Origin of the sequence: Streptomyces sp. NPDC085900 (assembly GCF_044540925.1) — a bacterium.
GTDB lineage: Bacteria > Actinomycetota > Actinomycetes > Streptomycetales > Streptomycetaceae > Streptomyces > Streptomyces gilvifuscus.
Genome location: NZ_JBITSP010000022.1, coordinates 1 through 18292 on the forward strand (window position 1 = coordinate 1; position 18292 = coordinate 18292).

The 18292-nt window shown below is 70.3% G+C and carries 17 protein-coding genes and 3 pseudogenes; 10 read left to right on the top strand and 10 right to left on the bottom strand.

The window, feature by feature from the left end:
• Positions 1–197, top strand: a pseudogene (locus ACIGDI_RS42015) (MurR/RpiR family transcriptional regulator); the annotation flags it as partial.
• A gap of 339 nt (positions 198–536) precedes the next feature.
• Here ACIGDI_RS42015 and ACIGDI_RS42020 read toward each other — a convergent pair.
• Both ACIGDI_RS42020 and ACIGDI_RS42025 read right to left on the bottom strand, forming a co-directional pair.
• Positions 537–923 (bottom strand): fic family toxin-antitoxin system, toxin component, encoded by a 387-nt coding sequence (locus tag ACIGDI_RS42020; RefSeq protein ID WP_399907973.1) that lies wholly within the window; start codon positions 921–923, stop codon positions 537–539.
• A complete protein-coding gene (locus ACIGDI_RS42025; protein WP_399907975.1) occupies positions 920–1216 on the bottom strand; it encodes a DUF1778 domain-containing protein in 297 nt (98 codons plus the stop codon). Before ACIGDI_RS42025 ends, ACIGDI_RS42020 begins: the two co-directional genes overlap by 4 nt.
• A gap of 1051 nt (positions 1217–2267) precedes the next feature.
• Between ACIGDI_RS42025 and ACIGDI_RS42030 the strand changes: the two genes are divergently transcribed.
• The 4 genes from ACIGDI_RS42030 (at position 2268) to ACIGDI_RS42045 (ending at position 4183) form a co-directional block, all read left to right on the top strand.
• Positions 2268–2324, top strand: coding sequence for a hypothetical protein (locus ACIGDI_RS42030; RefSeq protein ID WP_399908076.1), 57 nt, complete (start codon positions 2268–2270; stop codon positions 2322–2324).
• A 65-nt stretch (positions 2325–2389) separates the two neighbouring features.
• Positions 2390–2815 carry an SDR family oxidoreductase gene (locus ACIGDI_RS42035; protein ID WP_399908079.1) on the top strand — a complete coding sequence of 142 codons (426 nt, stop codon included), beginning with the start codon at positions 2390–2392 and terminating at the stop codon, positions 2813–2815.
• 577 nt (positions 2816–3392) lie between these two features.
• Positions 3393–3803 carry an RICIN domain-containing protein gene (locus ACIGDI_RS42040; RefSeq protein ID WP_399908082.1) on the top strand — a complete coding sequence of 137 codons (411 nt, stop codon included), beginning with the start codon at positions 3393–3395 and terminating at the stop codon, positions 3801–3803.
• Between the two features lie 65 nt (positions 3804–3868).
• A complete protein-coding gene (locus tag ACIGDI_RS42045; RefSeq protein ID WP_399907977.1) occupies positions 3869–4183 on the top strand; it encodes a hypothetical protein in 315 nt (104 codons plus the stop codon).
• A 57-nt stretch (positions 4184–4240) separates the two neighbouring features.
• On the opposite strand, the gene ACIGDI_RS42050 is transcribed toward ACIGDI_RS42045, so the two are convergent.
• Complete coding sequence (locus tag ACIGDI_RS42050) at positions 4241–5029, bottom strand: alpha/beta fold hydrolase (protein ID WP_399907979.1); 789 nt, start codon at positions 5027–5029, stop codon at positions 4241–4243.
• Positions 5030–5626: 597 nt separating this feature from the next.
• Here ACIGDI_RS42050 and ACIGDI_RS42055 point away from each other — a divergent pair.
• Together ACIGDI_RS42055 and ACIGDI_RS42060 are read left to right on the top strand one after the other, a co-directional pair.
• Positions 5627–7161: pseudogene (locus tag ACIGDI_RS42055) on the top strand (flavin monoamine oxidase family protein).
• A gap of 413 nt (positions 7162–7574) precedes the next feature.
• Positions 7575–7862 carry a SecDF P1 head subdomain-containing protein gene (locus ACIGDI_RS42060; RefSeq protein ID WP_399907981.1) on the top strand — a complete coding sequence of 96 codons (288 nt, stop codon included), beginning with the start codon at positions 7575–7577 and terminating at the stop codon, positions 7860–7862.
• 38 nt (positions 7863–7900) lie between these two features.
• On the opposite strand, the gene ACIGDI_RS42065 is transcribed toward ACIGDI_RS42060, so the two are convergent.
• The 3 genes and pseudogenes from ACIGDI_RS42065 to ACIGDI_RS42075 all read right to left on the bottom strand — a co-directional run bounded on the left by ACIGDI_RS42065 (position 7901) and on the right by ACIGDI_RS42075 (position 9712).
• Positions 7901–8056: a hypothetical protein gene (locus ACIGDI_RS42065; protein ID WP_399907982.1), complete on the bottom strand. Its 156-nt coding sequence runs from the start codon at positions 8054–8056 to the stop codon at positions 7901–7903.
• A gap of 637 nt (positions 8057–8693) precedes the next feature.
• Positions 8694–9510 (bottom strand): annotated as a pseudogene (locus ACIGDI_RS42070) (IS5 family transposase).
• Positions 9511–9517: 7 nt separating this feature from the next.
• The gene (locus tag ACIGDI_RS42075; protein WP_399907984.1) at positions 9518–9712 is read right to left on the bottom strand and encodes a hypothetical protein; all 195 of its coding nucleotides are present in this window, start codon (positions 9710–9712) and stop codon (positions 9518–9520) included.
• Positions 9713–11216: 1504 nt separating this feature from the next.
• Here ACIGDI_RS42075 and ACIGDI_RS42080 point away from each other — a divergent pair.
• Positions 11217–12254, top strand: a complete 1038-nt coding sequence (locus ACIGDI_RS42080; RefSeq protein ID WP_399907986.1) for a YncE family protein — start codon at positions 11217–11219, stop codon at positions 12252–12254.
• 507 nt (positions 12255–12761) lie between these two features.
• Here ACIGDI_RS42080 and ACIGDI_RS42085 read toward each other — a convergent pair.
• Both ACIGDI_RS42085 and ACIGDI_RS42090 read right to left on the bottom strand, forming a co-directional pair.
• Positions 12762–14333, bottom strand: coding sequence for an FAD-dependent oxidoreductase (locus ACIGDI_RS42085; RefSeq protein WP_399907988.1), 1572 nt, complete (start codon positions 14331–14333; stop codon positions 12762–12764).
• Positions 14330–14941: a TetR/AcrR family transcriptional regulator gene (locus ACIGDI_RS42090; RefSeq protein WP_399907990.1), complete on the bottom strand. Its 612-nt coding sequence runs from the start codon at positions 14939–14941 to the stop codon at positions 14330–14332. The genes ACIGDI_RS42085 and ACIGDI_RS42090 overlap by 4 nt, the downstream gene beginning before the upstream one ends.
• Before the next feature lie 139 nt (positions 14942–15080).
• Between ACIGDI_RS42090 and ACIGDI_RS42095 the strand changes: the two genes are divergently transcribed.
• Positions 15081–16670 (top strand): FAD-binding oxidoreductase, encoded by a 1590-nt coding sequence (locus tag ACIGDI_RS42095; RefSeq protein WP_399907992.1) that lies wholly within the window; start codon positions 15081–15083, stop codon positions 16668–16670.
• A 37-nt stretch (positions 16671–16707) separates the two neighbouring features.
• A complete protein-coding gene (locus ACIGDI_RS42100; RefSeq protein ID WP_399907994.1) occupies positions 16708–17589 on the top strand; it encodes a YegS/Rv2252/BmrU family lipid kinase in 882 nt (293 codons plus the stop codon).
• Between the two features lie 35 nt (positions 17590–17624).
• On the opposite strand, the gene ACIGDI_RS42105 is transcribed toward ACIGDI_RS42100, so the two are convergent.
• The gene (locus ACIGDI_RS42105; protein WP_399907996.1) at positions 17625–18011 is read right to left on the bottom strand and encodes a fic family toxin-antitoxin system, toxin component; all 387 of its coding nucleotides are present in this window, start codon (positions 18009–18011) and stop codon (positions 17625–17627) included.
• Positions 18008–18289 carry a DUF1778 domain-containing protein gene (locus tag ACIGDI_RS42110; protein ID WP_399907998.1) on the bottom strand — a complete coding sequence of 94 codons (282 nt, stop codon included), beginning with the start codon at positions 18287–18289 and terminating at the stop codon, positions 18008–18010. Before ACIGDI_RS42110 ends, ACIGDI_RS42105 begins: the two co-directional genes overlap by 4 nt.
• Between the last annotated feature and the right edge of the window lie 3 nt (positions 18290–18292).

Here is an 18292-nt window from a genome sequence, read left to right on the forward strand (position 1 = left end):
AGGCGCTCTTCGAGGGGCACCGGCTGACGCCGACCCAGCGGCGCATCGCGCACAGCATGGTGCGCCGGGCCGCCGACGTGCCCTTCCTGTCCAGCATGGAGCTGGCCGAACTGGCCCGGGTCAACCAGCCGTCCGTGGCGCGCTTCGCCGTCGCCCTCGGCTTCGACGGTTACCCCGCCCTGCCGTCGCCCATCCGTCCAGCCGGGACGCCCGGCCATCGCCAGTAGAAGGTCCGCCCGCCGTTGCCGGGCAGGGCGTAATCACAATTGCACGCGCGCACCAGGAAGTGCGTCGCGGGAACCCCCGGTCCAGCTGGCTGAGGCCGCTCTGGCCCTGCACCCCACCCTCGGACTGCTGACCGGCGGCCTACGACCACTGCGCCGCGTCGGCACGGCACTCGACGACCCACCCGAAGGCGTGAAACGGACCACCTGGACGAGGAAACTGATCATCCCCCTCCTGTGCGCCCCCGACTCCTGAACAACTCCCACGCACCGGGCGCCCACAAGGACGCACAGCGATCTGCATCAAGAAGGTCAAGCAACGCTCCAAGCACGCAGCTGACGACCCACCAGGCCAACCCCCAACGCACCGGAACCCGCGTCTCGCACCAGGGCTACCGCCTCCTTCGGCGGATACTCAAGACGGCACCCATTCAGCACCAGATACGCCTCCGCGCAGTGCCACGCGAACGCCTCGTTGGAGTGCTCCAGGCACGGAAGCCGCACCAGCGTCTGCAACAGCGCCGCCGCCTTCAGATACAGGGACCCGTACACATCGCGCTCCAGCGCCCGGGCATTGACCCGGGCCACCGCCGCGTACAGCGGACCGTAATCGTCCACCTGCGGATCACCGGGCAGCAGCTCGGCAGCATGCAGCAGAAAAGTCACATCGAGGGGGTGAAGCGGTTCCTGCCGAGTCACGCGACGTTGCCCCGCTCCTGCTCCTCAAGATCACGCCGCGCGGCGAGCTCCGCAGCACGACGCTCCCTGTCGGGCTCAGCGGAGCCGGCCGCTTCAGCGAAGGCGTCGCCGCTGCGAGCCATCGACTTGCCGAATGCGTCGAGGAAGTGCGTCTCCACCGCGGTGGCACGGGCGTAGGCAGCGGACAGGATGTACTCCTGCAAGCTGACGCCTTCCTGTCGCGCTGCGGCCTCGATCGCTGCGCGCTGGGCCGGGTCGGGAAATCGTAGGTTCATCGCTTTGGGCTGAGGCATGGTACCGATGGTATCGCCGGTACCACCGGTCGGCCACCTCGAAATGGGGAGACTTCGCACGATGCCCATCAGGCTGCGACGCAAGATCAGCCTGGACGACGTCCGCGAAGCCCGCCCGGTCGCGGAAGAAGCCATCGATACCCCGCGTCTGCTGTCCGCCGTGCCCCGGCCCGGGTGGGTCACGCAACGCCGCGCCACCTGCAACGCAACATCCGGAAAAGGACCTTGTGTGCCCATCGCCTACGAGCGCATCGGCCGCGCGCCCGTGAGCGCGACGGCCACGCAGCACATGGTGCCCACACGCGACACCGTCGAACTCGCCACCGACGTCTACCTTCCCGCCTCCCCGGGCTGTCACCCCGCGGTCCTGTTCCGCCTGCCGCGCGACAAGAACAGCCGCCTTGCCCGTCGAAGAATTCGCGTCCGGTGCGACGTAGTGGGCGATCGTCCGTGCGCCGCATGCCCGGCCGGCCGAAGTTGCAGGCGACGAGGACGCGGCGTAGCCGTCCTCGGATTCGTGCACGAAGGGCACGGTCTCGCCCGGCAGCCGAACTTGCCGCACACGTCCTGGACGACCGCGGCGCAACCGTGCGCGGTGAGTTTCGCGGCGATCTGCTCCATGTACGGCGGCCGTGCGGGCTCGGCATTGCGAGCATCCGCGTACCGGCGTGACGGATGCCCTCACAGCAGCCGCGAGGACGCGGGCCAGCGGGTGCTGAGGGTACGGAATGACGGGGGCGTGCTGAGGCGCATGCAGGCCGCCGCGTCACCCGGCCGGCCACGGGCGGCGGCACCTGTACGACCTCGGCTTGTCACCCGGACGAGCCGCGACAGCGGCTGCGGCTTGGCTTCGAGCGCGCTCCAATCCCTAGAGTTCCGGGGATGGACTTCCGCCCGACGGGTACGCCCTGCCACCGAGGACCACGGTCGCGAACGGCGACCGTGAACGCGCCGGTGAGCGCGATGTTGACCTGGTCAGGCCGGTTGTCTGGACAGAGGTGATCCGATGAAGGTGCTGGTGACCGGCGGGACGAGCGGACTCGGACTCGCCATGGCCTCAACCCTGGCCGCTGCGGGAGCCTCCGTCGCGCTGACGACCAGGAAGTAGCCGGTCAGATTGGTGTCGATCACCGCGCGGAAGGCGTCGGACGGCACCTCCCAGAAGCCCTGCGGCTGTGTCATGAAGCGCGGGTTGACCGTGCGCATGCCGATGCCGGCGCCCGCGAGGTCACGCCACGGATGCTGGCATCCGGCGGTGGCCGCATCGTCAACATCTCGATCAACCACTCGACCATGCAACGCGCTGGCTTCGTTCCATACGGGCCGTCGCGTGCCGGCAGCGAGGCGCTGTCTCGCATCATGGCGGCAGACCTGCGGGGCACGGGCGTCACCGTCAACCTGCTGCTGCCCGGAGGCGCGACGGTCACCGGGATGCTGCCCCCGGACGTCGCCACCGAGGGCCACGGGTTCCTGAGTCCCGCGGTGATGGGGCCGCCCATCGTCTGGCTGGCCTGCGACGACGCAGCCGGCGTGCAGGACGAGCGCATCGTCGCCGCAGAGTTCGAACAATGGCTGCGGGACTGGGAGAGCCGACAGTGAGGGCGTGAGCGTGCGTGGGTGCCTGGACGCCGTGGATGTGCCGCATGAACGCTGAGCCGGTGCGGACGTCCGGAAGAAGGGCGCTCGCCACGGTCGCTCCGACATGGGACTCGCGCTGTCCGGCAGGATGACCGCGGAGGTCAAGGTCGCGGAGCGGTCCGGCATCAGCAGTTTCGGCGCGATACCGGTCGGGCGAGCGGTCCATCCGGTGGGGGTAGCTGGCTCGACGTGGGGAACGAAGACAGACCGGGGGCTGTCGTTGCGGACCTCGACCTCGACCGGCGCCTCATCACCGCCGGCGCCCACGGGGCAATGCCGGCCGGCACCGTGTCGCCGCCGGCCTTGGTGCCTGGGGCAGGCCGGCGGCGACGTGCGGGACGCCGGGCTTGCCTTCGGCCCGGGCGACGCGGAAGAGGGCAGCGCCGTGGGCCGGGCCGGCGGCGCTGATCGTGCCGGCGCTCTCGGTGCACCGGCCGGTCCAGGCGTTCTTCAGGGTGAACCGGCTTCCGTTCGGGCTGACCGAGGACGCCTTCGTGGTGGGTCGCCGGGCTGTCGCCGCGGTTGAGCAGCACTCAAGCTGGTCAACCGCAAGAGCGGCAAGGTCATGGACGTCTCCGGCTCCTCCGCCTCCGACGGCGGGCCTGTCATCCAGTACACGTGGTCCGGCGGCGCGAACCAGCAGTGGAAGCTGCTCCCCGACTACGACGGCTCGTTCCGCCTGTCCAACGTCAACAGCGGCAAGGTGCTCCACGTCCCGGGCGGCTCCAACAGCAACGGCACAGCCCTGGACCAGCGGTCGGACGTCGACGGCACCCACCAGTGGTGGAAGCTCGTTCCGGCGGCCACCAGCGGCTACTACCGCCTCGTCAACATTAGGAGCGGACTGTGGGCAGACGTGCAGAGTGGATCCACCGCCGACGGCGCCAAGATCATCCAGTGGCCCGCCAACGGCGGCTCCAACCAGGAATGGCAGCCAGTGGGACTGTGACGGCCCTGGTCACGGGAGCGGCGGCGCCCCGACTCGCCGCCGCGGCCTGGCTCCGGCATCACAGGATGACCAGGTGGCGGCTGGGCAACGGCACGGGCGTACCCGCGCCCCGCCTGCTGACCGAGAAGGGCACCCCCGTCTACGTCCAGCGGCAGGACGAGGTCCAGTGGGCCGACGGGGCCGACTGGAGCGGACGCCTGCTGGACGACACGTACCCTTCGCGGTCCGCCGAATGCTTGACCTCGGAGGCCACGAACAGCACGTCGCGCGGCTCCCAACTCCCCAAGGTCGCAAGCGGACGCTCGACGTACCACCCGCCCCGACACCGTCTGCCTTCGCCGACGCACAACCTGTTGTTCCTCTATGCGCGGGCTGCTTGATGCAACGCAGCCGGTGAGTCCCGGCTGACTCGTGCTGTGGTGGCGCATCATCCCCGGCTACGGGTGGGTAGTAGGGGCGACGGCCTCAGCGATGGCGGCGGCCAGCGGTTCGGGAGCCTCCACCGGAAGGAAGAACACCGAGCCCGGGATCGTCACCACCCGGGCGTTGGGGCAGGCCTTCAGGGTGCTGCGCTCGGCGTCGGTGAGCCCGCCGTCACCCTTCTCGGCATGGATGATCCAGGTCGGCACGCCAGCCTGGCACAGCCGGACGGCCCGCTGCTCATCCTGGTGCAGCCATCGCGTGTACTCCAGCAGGATCCACCGCATGACTGCCGGGTCGTTTCTGTCGAAGTCGGCGCGCAGTTCGGCCTGGCGCTCGGTGGACATCCGCATGTGCTTGAGCATCACCCCGGTCGCCTTGCCCAGCAGCCTGACCGGGATGCCGCCGAGTACGCGGCCCAGCGCCACGAGCGTGCGGAAGAAGGCGGGTTCGTCGGGGGAGCTGAGGCTGACGCCCGACAGCACGACCGGCCCGGTGAACGCGCCGGAGGTGACCATCTCCACCGCGACGCAGGCGCCCATGCTGAACCCGGCCACGACATCCGCCCGGATCTCGACCGCCAGCTCCGCCGAAACCCGGGCGTAGGACGCCATGCTGCAGTCCTCCAGAGGTGCCGCCCCTGCGTGTCCTGGCATGGTCGCGGCTACCAGGCGCAGCCCTCCGAGAACGGGTTGCGCCATCACCTCCGCGAACGAGTCGGCGCTGCACATGCCCCCGGGAAGCAGTAGCACTGTGTTGGTGGCGTCTGCCGGGCCGGATTCGCGCAGCTGCCAGTCAGTGCCCATCACCCATCGTCTCCTCCCTGCCGTGCGGTGTGGGCCCGAAGGCCGGCGCGTTACGGCTGGGCACCCAATCGGACAGAAATGGCGACCGCGGTGGAATGCTCCTTGTTCCACGCTAGAAGCGTTGATCGTGCTGCGCGACCGGCGGGCAACCGGGGGTGGCCCGGGCTCGACTGCAACCAACGGACAAGCCGTTAGCGCGAAGGCTTTGATCTTGAGTTACATGCCATCGCCCCGGGAGGGCGGCGGTGCGTCGGTGAGCGACCGGGCTGTCCGGTTCCGTGCGACCACATAGCGCGCGGTGAGCGGTGCCTGGATGGCGTAGAGATTCCTGGGTGGCGAAGAAAGAAGAGCCTCGCCGCGGTCGAGCAGGCCCCCGCGTCGGGTGCGTCCGGTCCGGACCGGCGTCTCTTTGGCTCGGCTCCCGCAGAAACGTGCGGGATACACGAATGCGCAGTACGCCGTAACCGCCCCTTGGCACGCTTCCCTCGTCGTTCAAGATCGGAAGGGGAGCCCATCGTGGCAGATCTTCAGGTCGGAACGGGAACGAGCCGACGCGCGTTTCTTCGCAGTGTGGGTGTGACCGGCGGTGCGGGCGCCATGTTCGCCACGATGGGGGCGCTCGGTCTCGCCCCCACCGCCGCCTACGCAGCAGAGAAGGAAGCACCGTTCCGCGCCCCTCGGCGCAGCGATTTCACGCTCCAGGGTCGCAAGGGCAGGCCCGCCAAGGTCGTCGTCATCGGCGGCGGCATAGCCGGCCTCACCTCTGCCTACGAACTCGGCAAGGCCGGCTATGACTGTACGGTCCTCGAAGCACGCGATCGCGTAGGAGGCCGCAACCTCACCGTACGCGGCGGCGACCGGCTGACCGACATCAACGGTGTCAGCCAGACCGCGCGATTCGGCAAGGGCCAGTACATGAACGCCGGCCCCGCACGCATCGCCCAATGGATGGTCACGCTCGACTACTGCCGCGAACTCGGCGTGCCCGTCGAGGTCTTCACGAACCCAACGCCAGCGCGCTCATCTACAACGAGACCACCGGCATGAAGGCGCCGGTTCAGTACCGCACCGCCAAGGCCGACGTTTACGGCTACGTCTCCGAGTTGCTGTCCAAGGCTACGAACTCTGGGGCGCTGGACGCCGAGTTGACGGCGGACGACAAGGAGCGGCTGCTGACTTTTCTCAAGAGCTACGGCTCGCTCGGTTCCGACTACACGTACACGGGGACCGAACACCGTGGTTTCAGTGTCGCCCCGGGTGCCGCCGGCACTCCCGGCGAGGAACTCGGCGGCGTACCCTCCCTCTCCGAGGTGTTCGCCTCCAACGTAGGCCGCTACTTCGCCTTCGAGTTCGGCTACGACCAGGCGATGCTGATGTTCCAGCCCGTCGGCGGCATGGACCGGATACCCATGGCGTTCGCCCGCGCCATAGGCGAGGACAGGATCCGCACCGGCGCAGCTGTCACCGACATCAAGAACACCTCCGACGGCGTGCAGGTCACCTACACCCAAAAGGGTCGCACCCGCACCATCACGGCCGACTACTGCATCGCCACCCTCGCCCCGCACATCCTGGCCAAGACCTCGCACAACCTCGGCACCGCGGTGCAGACCGCCCTGCGGGCGGTGAAGCCTTCCTACGCCTCCAAGATCGGCCTCGAGTACAAGAGCCGCTGGTGGGAGAGAGATTTCAGGATCTTCGGCGGCATCACCGAGACCGACCTGGACCTCGATCACATCTGGTACCCGTCCTACGGACACCTGGGCGAACGCGGCCTGATCATCGGCTACTACAACACGGGCGCCCACTCCGAGGTCTACTCGGCGCTCACCCCGGCCCAGCGCCTGGAACGCGCCCTTGACCAGGGCGTCAAGATCCACGGCGGCAAGTACCGCAGCGAACTCGCCGCGTCGTACTCCCACCAGTGGAAGCTCGTCCCTTACCTCGAAGGCGCTTGGCACTCCATGCCCGGTGGCCCCGACGCACCGGCGTACGCGCCGCTCAACACGGCCCAGGGGCACGTGTACTTCGCCGGCGACTACCTCAGCTATCTGGACGCCTGGCAGCATGGCGCGATCTCCTCTGCCCGCAAGGTCGTCACCGAGCTGCACCAGCGCGTGCTCGCCTCCTGATGAGCCTTCGTGGCTGCCGACCGTTCCTCTGTACGTGATTGCGGAGTAGACAACTCTCCAGCCCGCCGTCAGCCCACCGCGGGCCTTCGCACGACGCCATGCCTCGCGGCGGCCAAAGCGGCCCCTCCGCTCTACGCCCTGGGTGCGTACCCGTCCGGCGAGAGTTCGGAAAGGGGTCCTTTTTCTGCCCCCGGGGGGGCTAGTGTCCGGGGTGAACGGCGTGGACGCCGGTGCACCAGGTGGTGGATGGTGGTGCCGTGCTCGGCCGCCAGCTGGGCGAGCCGGCCTCCTCGCCCGAAGCAGTGCCAGATTGAAACTGCCCGAATACCTCAGGTTCACGGGGGCCGGATGTCTGGCAAGGTGGTATCCGAGGCGGCATAGAGGAACTCCAGGAGCTTGCCGTATGCCTTTCTGTGCGCTCCGCGAAGGCGGAGAAAAGCACCACCGACGGCACCTGGCAGGTCGAGGTGACCCTCAGCCCAGCCGACCGGACCCGCTTCGCCGCCCTCACCGGATCCATCGCAGGGGCCCCGGTCCCGCGCAACGGATTCGCCATCGTCATCGACGGCAAGCTCTGGGGCAGGCCCTCCGTGACCTCCTCGATCACCGGCGGCCGTTTCGAAATCGTCGGGGCCTACGTCGGAGACCTCACCAGCGCCACCGCCCACCACCTCGCCCACCGGCTGGATCCCGGCAAATGAGTAGCCGACTCAAACCTCCGGGCCACTGGCCGGAGGTTTCACATGGAGTGGGTGACGAGAATCGAGCTCGCGCTGAATTGGACGTCGATGTCGTGCAGGTCGAAGGGGTCGAAGACCAGCTCGACCTGCCGCCCGACCAGCGACGCGTCGACGCTGTAGATGTTGGACTGAGTAAATGGAGCAGAAAGCTCCACCGGTCAACGATTCGACCGTCATCGACCGCGACGCAGAACAACCGGCCCGCCGAATGAAGTAGTCGTACACCGCAGGTTCGGCATGGCCCGTGCCGAATTCCACGCCCACGGTCCTCGAAAACGGCCTGCCTGGGACCGGCGCAGCTCGATCACGTAGGGAAGTACCGCGGGGAACTCGGCAGCCGACCTGCCAAACCGCAGCGGCCCGACGCTCTGCAAGGGCATCAGCTCCCAGTCCCACCACGCCGAATCCGTTGCGGCACCCCGGCTCTCCGCCCGCCCTGTATTGCCCGTCCCGCTCTCACACCGAGCCGCTCCGGCTTCGATCGCCCAGCGCCGTTTCGGCAGTACCAAGCCCAAGACTCAGTGAATGAACTGGGTGGCCCGGTACAGCGCCGCACCAAGAAGGCTTCGGGGAGGGCGCCGCAGGCATCGGCCTGCCACGCCCGTCCGGCTGTTTCCTGCTGCTATTCGGCCAGGGGGCGAAGGGCCCCGCCGCGGATCAGCCTCTCGCCAAGAGCACCACGGCCACCCCGATGCCGATCAGGCCTGCTCCGGCTATCACCGCCGCTATCAGCCGCACGCTGCCGAAGTTCTTAGCGCGGGACTGGTCGGTGGGCCGGCCCTCTAACTGGCCCTAACAAAGCCTCTGGACGTGTCGGTGGGTGATCAGGCAGACAGCGAGGCCGAGGAAGGCCTCGTGGATGTCGTCGCGTCGTTCCCACCGGATCCGCAGGCGGCGAAAGCCATGCAGCCAGGAGATCGTCCGCTCGACGACCAGCGAAAGGTGCCCAGGCCGGTGCCGTGGGGCTGTCCGCGTTCGGCGATCGCGGGCTTGATGCCGCGCTGCCGCAGGAGCCGGCGGTACTTGTCGTGGTCGTAGCCGCGGTCGGCGAAGAGCGTGTCGGGCCGTCTGCGCGGCCGACCGACGACGCCCGCAACGGCCGGGATCTTGTCCACCAGGGGCAGCAGTTGGGTGACGTCGTTGCGGTTGCCACCGGTCAGCGACGCCGCGAGTGGGATGCCCTGGCCGTCGGTGATGATGTGGTGCTTGCTGCCCGGGCGTGCGCGGTCGACCGGGCTGGGTCCACTTTTGGGCCCCTGCGGGCGGCCCGGACGTGGGAGGAGTCGATCACCGCCCGGGACCAGTCCAGCTGGTTCTTCGACCGCAGCTTATTCAGCAGCAACTGGTGCAGCTGGTCCCAGACGCCGGCCTCGTTCCAGGCCGCCAGGCGCCGCCAGCAGGTCATCCCGGAGCCGAAGCCGAGCTCCTGGGGCAGGTACTCCCACTGGATGCCGGTGTGCAGCACGAACAGGATCCCGCACAGAGCATGCCGGTCGGGCACCCGCGGCCTGCCCTCGACCTGCTTGGGCGGGGGTGCGGGCAGCAACGGCTCGATCAGCGACCACAGTTCGTCCGACACGATCCACGGCCGCGACTGACGCTTCCCCATGCCCGCATCAACGAGCGATCAAGCCGACAGTCACATGATCAAACGCTTTTGTTAGAGCCAGTAACCCAGCCGCGACCGTGCTGCGAAGCCAGCCGGACCCCTTACGTGAGGTGAGCACCGACCCCATGAACAGCGCGCCGACTCCCCACATCAGCAGAAATACCATCCCGCCGTGCGAGACCTGCGTGCTGAGATGCACCATGACGCACATCCTCACGGCCCTGTACTTGATCAGTCAATGATTGTCCTGGCCTTCAGGGAGACCCCCCTGCGATTCGCGGACGGAGGCCACCGCCGCCGTAGCAAGCCGTCGCGTACGACGGTGACCTGTACCGGCTCGTCTGCCTGCAGACGAATGCCCGCAGCGCCTGCGGCCGATTGGGTGGGCGAGAACCTCGTCCAGGTCGGCGAGGTCGCAAAGCAGATCAGCCTCGGCCACACCCATGCGGCCTCCGATAGCCCCCCGCATGTGCCTTGAGCCAGCGGCCATTGATGTGCGGCATCGGGACCGATAACAGTGACGGGTGACAGAACCTCTTGCCCCTCACCCGGATCGCCGCGTCGCCTCGAAGCCAAGAGGGTGGACCCGACAGTCAGCGCGGGCGATGTTCGCCGCCCTCGCTGCGTTTCTCGTCACTCGCGACGTCACGTTTGGGTTCCAAGCCCGATGACGAGGACGCGCGGTGAGGCAGTGGTGTCCATGTCGGGACGATACGCGCCGATCGCCCCGGTCAGGAAGTGTTGCTCAAGCCACGTGACACGCCCATCCATGGGTCTGCCGATGTTCGATGCCCAGGGTCTTCAACAGGAACCCTGCGCCTGCGAGAATCCGGTAGTGGCACTGCCAGGCGACGTCCCACCCGTCCGGGGCCGACCGCGTCGGCGGCTTCCATGCGCTCGGGTGACAGTTCTGCGTCGTAGGAGACGCCCGTTTCCCCGGAGTCGCGTCGTGCGGTGTTCTCGAAGGTCTTCCGTGCTGCCGTGCGCTGGTGGACGGGCGTCCAGGAGCGCAGTTTTTCTCCCCCGAACGCCGTTACCGCGTCACCAATACGGTTGAAAGGCGTGTTGGTCACCGCGGGGGCTTGGGCCTGTGAGATCACCGGTCGAGGCGGCTACGTCCGAGGGTGTGGATGAGGAAGCGATCACCATCCGGCTCTCGCGTGATCAAGCGTTCGTGCTGTCGGACTGGCTCTACCAAGTCATGTTCCGATCCGACGACCGCCGCACCACAAGCGCACTGGGTGGAGCGGGGGACAGTGGGGAATGACGGTGAAAGCGGGCCTGGGCTATGAGCCCTGGCAGCGGGCGGTCGCCCGGCTCGGCAGCCGCACCCGCTCCGAACGATCACTGCAGCGGTTGGGATCTTTCTGGCGTGTCCGGTCGTTGTTGGGGGCGTCGACTCGTGAGTGGAGGCGGGTTGCGAGGTTGTTGGCCCATTGCATGTCCCGGCACGGGCGGCGGTGATGGTGGCGTTGTCGCGTCCGTAGGCGGCGAAGGTTTCGGCGTCGGTAATTTCGGCCTGGGTGACGTCGGCCTGGAGGTCTTCGTGTTCGACGTGGCCCGATGTCTCGCTGGCGAGAGCACGGTCTTCGGGGCTCGTCCGTAGGCCGATTGAGCATGGACCTGCCGCGACGGGGCAGACGTCGCGGCGCTTGTTCCTGCCGATCGCGCCCGTGGGGGCGCTCGTACGTGAGGAAGACGTGCGTATGCGACGCATCCGGCTCAGAGCCGTACTCGCTGCCTTACTTCTGGCCCTGTGCGCTGTCGTCGGCGCCGCACCCGGCGCCACGGCGGCCCCGGCGATCACGACCACCACCCTGCCGGTGGAGTACCACGCAGACATGGCCGTCGACGCCGTGCACCAGCGGCTGTACATAGCCGACATCGTCTCCGGCTCCGTCGTGGTCACCGACTTCAACGGCCGTGTCACCCGGACAGTCACCGGCCTGCCGGGCGCTGCCGACCTGGTGCTGAGCCCCGACGCCGGCACCCTGTATGTGGCCCTGAGCCGCGGTGACGCCATCGCCGCCGTGAACACCGCCACGTACCGGGCAACGGCCCGCTATGCCACCGGAGCCGGCACCGCCCCGCTCCGCATGGCGTGGGTGGACGGCACGCTTTGGTTCGCCTACGGCGACCAGTGGGAGAGCAACCTCGGTTCGCTCACCTTGGGTGCCCGGCCCCGGGTAAGGCTGGCTCAACTCCCAGAGGGCACCTGGCCCGGACCACCGATGCTGGTGTCCGCCCCCAACGCGCCGGGTCTGGTGATCGCCGCCGATCAGCACTCGACCGCGGGCACGGTCACCGTCTACGACGTGACGTCCGGGACCCCCGTCGTGCGCGCCACGCAGAACAACCCTGGCGGCATCTCCGACGTCGGTGACCTGGCACTGTCGCCCGACGGGCGGACGCTGTTCGCGGTGAGTGGTGCGCCGTACCACCACCTGGCCTTCCGTCTCGCGGACCTGTCTGTGGAGCACATCTACCCCACCGGCGCCTACCCGGACGCGGTCGCCGTCGCGCCCGACGGCACCGTCGCCGCCGGCATCGACAACTCCTACGGCCCCGACGTCTTCCTCTTCGCCCCGGGCGCTGATGCGTCCTCCCAGATCGTCGACCTGGACCCGGGCAGCGGCCTGAACCTGCGTCCGCACGGGTTGGCCTGGTCCCCGGACGGCAGCCGGCTGTTCGCCTTGACCGGGGGGTATGGCGTCGCGCTCACCCTGCACGTGATTGACGTCTGACCCGATCGGTCCAGTCGAGGCGGGCGGCGGACACGCCGCCCGCCTCGTGCGCGATGTGATGACGGGAGTGATGGTGATGAGTGATCTGGCGTCGGGGCCGTCGGCCTGCACGTTGCCCTATGAGGAGCGGCCCCTACGGGTCGCGATGTGAGTCGCAGTGTTCTCCGAGCGGCTCGCCGCCTCGGCGAGGCCCGAACCGCTGCGGCTGCGACTTGACTTGACCGGCTCGGACGTCGGGCAGCGGGTACGGGACCTGGTGGCGCGGGCGAGAGGCAGCCGCATGGCAGCCCCTTGAGAGACCGCGCTTCTCGGGCCGTCCGCGATAACGGCCGCCAGCTCCCGAGCCGCGCGCACGCCGGCCACACGGATGCTCTCGGCGTGCTCTGTCGCCCGCCTCCATGCCGCGCCCCACACGGGATGAAGGCGCGGCTGCAGCCCGCCTTCGCAGCGCAGACCGGGGGCCCGCGTCACCGCCTGCTCCGACCGGTGCTGGGCGGGGCGGCCGGGTCAGGGGCGTACCGCTGCCGCCTTCCCGAGGACCTCGCGGGCCACGGCGAGCGCCTGCGCGCGGTCTTCTGGGACCACGCCGATGCGGGTACGGCGGTCCAGGAGGTCGGACACGTCCAGGGCACCCTCGTGCCGGACGGCCCAGAGGAGTTCGGCGCGGGTGACGGGGTGGCTGGGGAGCACCGGCTCGGCCAGCGTCGGGTCCTGGGCGGCGAGGGCGTGGACCGCCACGGCCTCGGTGCCGTACCGGCGGACCAGGCGGCGGGGGACAGGCAGTGAGCGCAGTCGTTCGGGGGAGGCGGCACCGGTCAGCGGCAGTGCGGCGGTGGGGGAGGGCGCGGCGTGCAGGCCCCTGGCCGTGACGGCGGCGTCCACGGCGTCCTGTGCCATCCGCCGGTAGGTCGTGAGCTTGCCTCCGACCACGGTGGTGACACCGTCGGGCGAGGTCAGTACGGCGTGCCGGCGGGAGATGTCGGACGTGCGGTCCGGGGAGCCGCCGGCCGAGGTGTCGAGCAGCGGGCGCAGGCCGGCGAAGGCGCCGACCACCTCGTCCCGGCCGACCGGCACGTCCAGGGCCGAACCCAGCACGTCCAGCAGGAAGCCGATGTCGGTTTCGGGCACCTCCGGGACATCCGGTATCGCGCCCTCGACCGGCTCGTCGGTGAGGCCGACGTACACCCGGCCGTCCCCCTGCGGCAGGACCAGCACGAAGCGGTTGGTCTCGCCGGGGACCGGGATGTGCAGGCCGGCCGGCAGGGCTCCGAGCCGCTCCGAGCGCAGCACCAGGTGGGTGCCGCGGGAGGGCCGGATGCGGATGCCCTCGGCGAGGGTGCCCGCCCACACCCCCGTGGCGTTGATCACGGCGCGGGCCCTGATCTCGCCCTCCTCGCCGGTGAGTTCGTCGCGGATGCGGGCGCCGGTGCCGGTCAGGTCCAGTGCGCGTACCCGGGTCAATATCCGGGCGCCGTGCGCGGCGGCCGTCCTGGCCAGGGCCGTCACCAGCGCTGCGTCGTCGGTCACCTTGCCGTCCCACGACAGCAGTCCGCCGCGCAGGCCGGCCGCGCGGACCGCGGGCGCCAGGTGCCGGGCCTCGGTCGCGGACAGCCGGCGCGGCGCGGGCAGCACCGGGCGCGGGGTGCGGGCGGCGATCCGCAGCATGTCCCCGGCCCGCAGACCGGCCCAGGTCAGTGAGGCCTGGCCCCGGGACACCAGCGGCGTCAGCGGCAGCATGAACGGCTGCGCGGCCACCAGATGGGGGGCCGTCCGGGTCATCAGCACCCCGCGCTCGACCGCGCTCTCGTGCGCGACGTCGAACTGTGCGGAGGCCAGGTAGCGCAGCCCTCCGTGGATGAGCTTCGAGCTCCAGCGCGAGGTGCCGAAGGCCAGGTCGTGGGCGTCCAAGGCGACGACGTCCAGGCCGCGGGCCGCCGCGTCCAGGGCGACGCCGGCCCCGGTGGCGCCGAGCCCGACGACCAGGACGTCGACCGTCCGGCCGTCCGCGGCCTCGGCCATTTCCCGGCGACGGCGGTGTGCGCTGAGGGACGAGCCGGGCGTGGCCTCGGTGTGGCTCATGGCGTCAGGGTCCTCTCCAGAAGGGTGCGCAGCTCGCCGAGGAACGCGGCCGAGTCCAGCTCCGGGTCGTCCTCGTTGGTCATCGTGCGCAGGGACAGGGTGAAGGACTGCACGGTCAACAGCAGCGCCCGCGCCTGCCGTTCGGTGTGGCCGGGTCGTACCGAACCGTCCGCGTGCCCCTCGCGCAGCGCGTCGCCCAGCAGGCCCAGGAGCGCCTCCTGGCTCGCGCCGCGCCGGTCGAGGACGTACGGCAGGAGCAGTTCCGGGTCGACGTCGACGATCTTGCGGAAGAGCGGGTGATCCCGGAAGGCCTCGACCCCGGTCACGAGCCCGTCCACGATCCGGGTGCGCGTGCCGGTGCCGGGCGCGGGGTCCGGTATGGCCCGGGTGGCCACGGCGATCCACTCGCGCGTCATCAGGTCGCCCACCAGGGTCCGCAGGTCCGGCCAGCGCCGGTACAGCGTCATCCGGGAGACACCGGCGCGGCGGGCCACGTCGGCGAGCGTGGTGCGCCGCATCCCGACGGCCAGAACACAGTCGCGGACGGCGTCGAGGACGGCGTCGTTCTCCGATCCGCCGTCCGAACCGTTGTGACGAATAGGCGTCATGTGTCACAGTGTAACGCCTCGGGGCCGAGACCCAAGCGGTTACGGTGCCGACAGCAAGCCGAGCCGCGCGGAGGCGGGCACCCAGGCCGCCCTGACCGCCCCTCGACCAGCACACTGACCCTGTGAGGACGACCGTTCAATGGACATGCTGTGGAACGGCTGGGGAGACCCGGCCAAGGCGGCACCGCTGCCCGAGACGGTGACCGGCCTGCTGCACGACCTGCTCGGTGTCACACCGCGCAGCACCCCCACCCTCGGCCTGGAGGACATCCGCCCGCCCGCCCCCACGGCAGCCCCCGCCGCCCTGCGCGCCCTCGCCGCGGCCGTCGGTGACGAGCACGTGCGAACGGACGCGCAGAGCCGCGTACGGCACACCCGCGGCAAGTCCACCCCCGACCTGCTGCGCCTGCGCGCCGGCGACGTCAGCGACGTCCCGCAGGCGGTCGTCCTGCCCGCCACCCACGACGAGGTCCTCGACGTCCTGCGCGCCTGCGCGGCGCACGGCCTCGCCGTCGTGCCCTTCGGCGGGGGCACCTCGGTGGTGGGCGGACTCGCCCCGCAGCGCAGCGCGTTCGTCGCGCTGGACCTGCGCCGGATGAACGGCCTGCTCGACCTCGACCCGGTCTCCCGCACCGCGGTCCTCCAGCCCGGCCTGCGCGCTCCCGAGGCCGAAGCCCTGCTCGCCGCGGAGGGCTTCACCCTCGGCCACTTCCCGCAGTCCTTCGAATGGGCCACCATCGGCGGCTTCGCCGCGGCCCGCTCCAGCGGACAGGCGTCCGCCGGCTACGGCCGCTTCGACGAGATGGTGCTCGCGCTGACCCTCGCCACCCCCGAGGGCACGATCGAGACCGGCCGTGCCCCACGCTCCGCCGCCGGACCCGACCTGCGCCAGCTGATCCTCGGCTCCGAGGGCGCCTTCGGCGTCATCACCTCCGTCACCGTACGGATCCGCCCGCTGCCCGAGGTCCGGATGTACGAGGGCTGGCGTTTCGCCTCCTTCGAGGAGGGAACCACCGCACTGCGCCGGCTCGCCCAGGACGGACCCCGGCCGACCGTGCTGCGCCTGTCCGACGAGACCGAGACGCTCGTCGGCCTGGCCCAGCCCGACGCCATCGGCGCCGACCTCGCCGCAGGCGGCGCGGGCTGCCTGGCGATCGCCGGATATGAGGGCACGGCGGAGGACACCGCGTACCGCCGCGAGCGGGCCGCCGCCGTGCTGACGGACTGCGGCGGCACCCCGGCCGGAGCGGAACCGGGCGAACGCTGGGCGCACGGCCGCTACTCCGCGCCGTACCTGCGCGACGCCCTGCTCGACGCCGGCGCCTTCGCCGAGACGCTGGAGACAGCGGCCTTCTGGTCCCGGATCCCCGACCTGCACGGCGCCGTCCGCACCGCGCTGACCGACACCCTCACCCAGGCCGGCACCCCGCCGCTGGTGATGTGCCACATCTCCCACGTGTACGAGAACGGCGCCTCCCTGTACTTCACCGTCGTCAGCGCCCAGGGCGAAGACCCGGTGGCCCACTGGACGCCCTCCAAGCACGCCGCCAACGAGGCCGTGCTCGCGGCCGGCGGCACCATCTCCCACCACCACGGGGTCGGCACCGACCACCGCGACTGGTACGTCCGCGAGGCCGGCGCCCTCGGTGTCTCCGCCCTGCGTGCCGTCAAGCGCCGCCTGGACCCGGACGGGCTGCTCAACCCCGGCATCCTGTTGCCCACCGACTGACCCACCCGATCCGACCGCCTGCCTCGGAGGCCCACCGATGCGCCAGTTCACCGCCGTCATCAACCCCACCGCGGGCGGCTCCAACGGGGCGGCGACCCTGCTCCAGCTGGCCCGGCTGCTGCGCGCGGCCGGCGCCGAGCTGGAGACCGAGTACAGCCGCAGCCTCGCCCACGCCCAGGACATCGCCCGCGACGCCGGCAAACGCGGCCGGATCGTCCTGGCCGTGGGCGGCGACGGCATCACGGGGGGCATCGGCGGCGCACTCAGCGGCACCAGCACCGTGCTGGGCGTGGTGCCCGCCGGACGCGGCAACGACTTCGCCCGCGCCCTCCACCTGCCCGCCGAGCCGGAAGCCCTAGCGCAGATCCTGCTGCATGCCGCGCCCCGGCCCGTCGACACCGTCGAGGTGGAGTCGGCCGTCCACCCGCGCACGGTGGTCCTGGGCAGCGTGTACGCCGGCGTCGACGCGCAGGCCAACCTGCACGCCAACAACGCCCGCCTGCTGCGCGGCGCCGCCTCCTACTACGCGGGCGGTCTGCGCGCCGTCACCACCTGGCGTCCGGCCGACTACCGGGTCACCGTCGACGGCGAGGAACACCTCCACCGCGGCTACACCGTCGTCGCGGCCAACTCGCCCTACTACGGCTCCGGCCGGCTCATCGCGCCCGACGCGCGCGTCGACGACGGGCTGCTGGACGTGGTGCTGATCCGCGAGGCCCCGCGCAGGCTCTTCTTCACCCTGATGAACGAACTGAAGACCGGCGCGCACGTCCATCGCCCCCAGGTGCGCGTCCTGCGCGGCCGGGAGCTGCGCATCGAGGCCGGCCGGCCCGTCCCCTACGGCGCCGACGGCGAGGTGGAGGCCACCCTCCCGGTCACCGTCCGAGTGCGGCCCGGGGACCTTTCGGTGCTGTACTGAGGAAGAACGTCGAGGCCCCGACAGCGTTGCGAAGATCAGGCAACGCTCCAGGCACGCAACTGGCGGCCCACCAGGCCAACGCCCGACACGCCGGAAGCCGCGTCCCGCACCAGGGCTACCGCCTCCTTCGGCGGGTACTCCAGACGGCACCCGTTCAACGCCAGATACGCCTCCGCGCAGTGCCACGCGAACGCCTCGTTGGAGTGTTCCAGGCACGGAAGCCGCACCAGCGTCTGCAACAGCGCCGCCGCCTTCAGATGCAGGGACCCGTAGACATCGCGCTCCAGCGCCCGGGCATTGACCCGGGCCACCGCCGCGTACAGAGGACCGTAATCGTCCACCTGAGGATCACCGGGCAGCAGTTCGGCGGCGTGCAGCAGAAAAGTCACATCGAGGGGGTGAAGCGGTTCGTGCTGAGTCACGCGACGTTGCCCCGCTCCTGCTGCTCCTCGAGATCATGCCGAGCGGCCAGCTCCGCAGCGCGACGCTCCCGGTCGGGCTCGGCTGAGCCGGCCGCTTCGGCGAACGCGTCGCCGCTACGCGCCATCGACTTTCCGAAGGCGTCGAGGAAGTGGGTCTCCAGGGCGGTCGCACGGGCGTAAGCGGCGGACAGGATGTACTCCTGCAGGCTGACGCCCTCCTGCCGTGCCGCAGCCTCGATCGCTGCGCGCTGAGCCGGATCGGGGAAGCGTAGGTTCATCGC

Bases quoted from the DNA above. Each gene is read 5' to 3' on its own strand.
- ACIGDI_RS42025 (WP_399907975.1), bottom strand. From the start codon at position 1,216: ATGCCTCAGCCCAAAGCGATGAACCTACGATTTCCCGACCCGGCCCAG.
- ACIGDI_RS42045 (WP_399907977.1), top strand. From the start codon at position 3,869: ATGACCAGGTGGCGGCTGGGCAACGGCACGGGCGTACCCGCGCCCCGC.
- ACIGDI_RS42050 (WP_399907979.1), bottom strand. From the start codon at position 5,029: ATGGGCACTGACTGGCAGCTGCGCGAATCCGGCCCGGCAGACGCCACC.
- ACIGDI_RS42075 (WP_399907984.1), bottom strand. From the start codon at position 9,712: ATGGTGCATCTCAGCACGCAGGTCTCGCACGGCGGGATGGTATTTCTG.
- ACIGDI_RS42080 (WP_399907986.1), top strand. From the start codon at position 11,217: ATGCGACGCATCCGGCTCAGAGCCGTACTCGCTGCCTTACTTCTGGCC.
- ACIGDI_RS42085 (WP_399907988.1), bottom strand. From the start codon at position 14,333: ATGAGCCACACCGAGGCCACGCCCGGCTCGTCCCTCAGCGCACACCGC.
- ACIGDI_RS42090 (WP_399907990.1), bottom strand. From the start codon at position 14,941: ATGACGCCTATTCGTCACAACGGTTCGGACGGCGGATCGGAGAACGAC.
- ACIGDI_RS42095 (WP_399907992.1), top strand. From the start codon at position 15,081: ATGGACATGCTGTGGAACGGCTGGGGAGACCCGGCCAAGGCGGCACCG.
- ACIGDI_RS42100 (WP_399907994.1), top strand. From the start codon at position 16,708: ATGCGCCAGTTCACCGCCGTCATCAACCCCACCGCGGGCGGCTCCAAC.
- ACIGDI_RS42110 (WP_399907998.1), bottom strand. From the start codon at position 18,289: ATGAACCTACGCTTCCCCGATCCGGCTCAGCGCGCAGCGATCGAGGCT.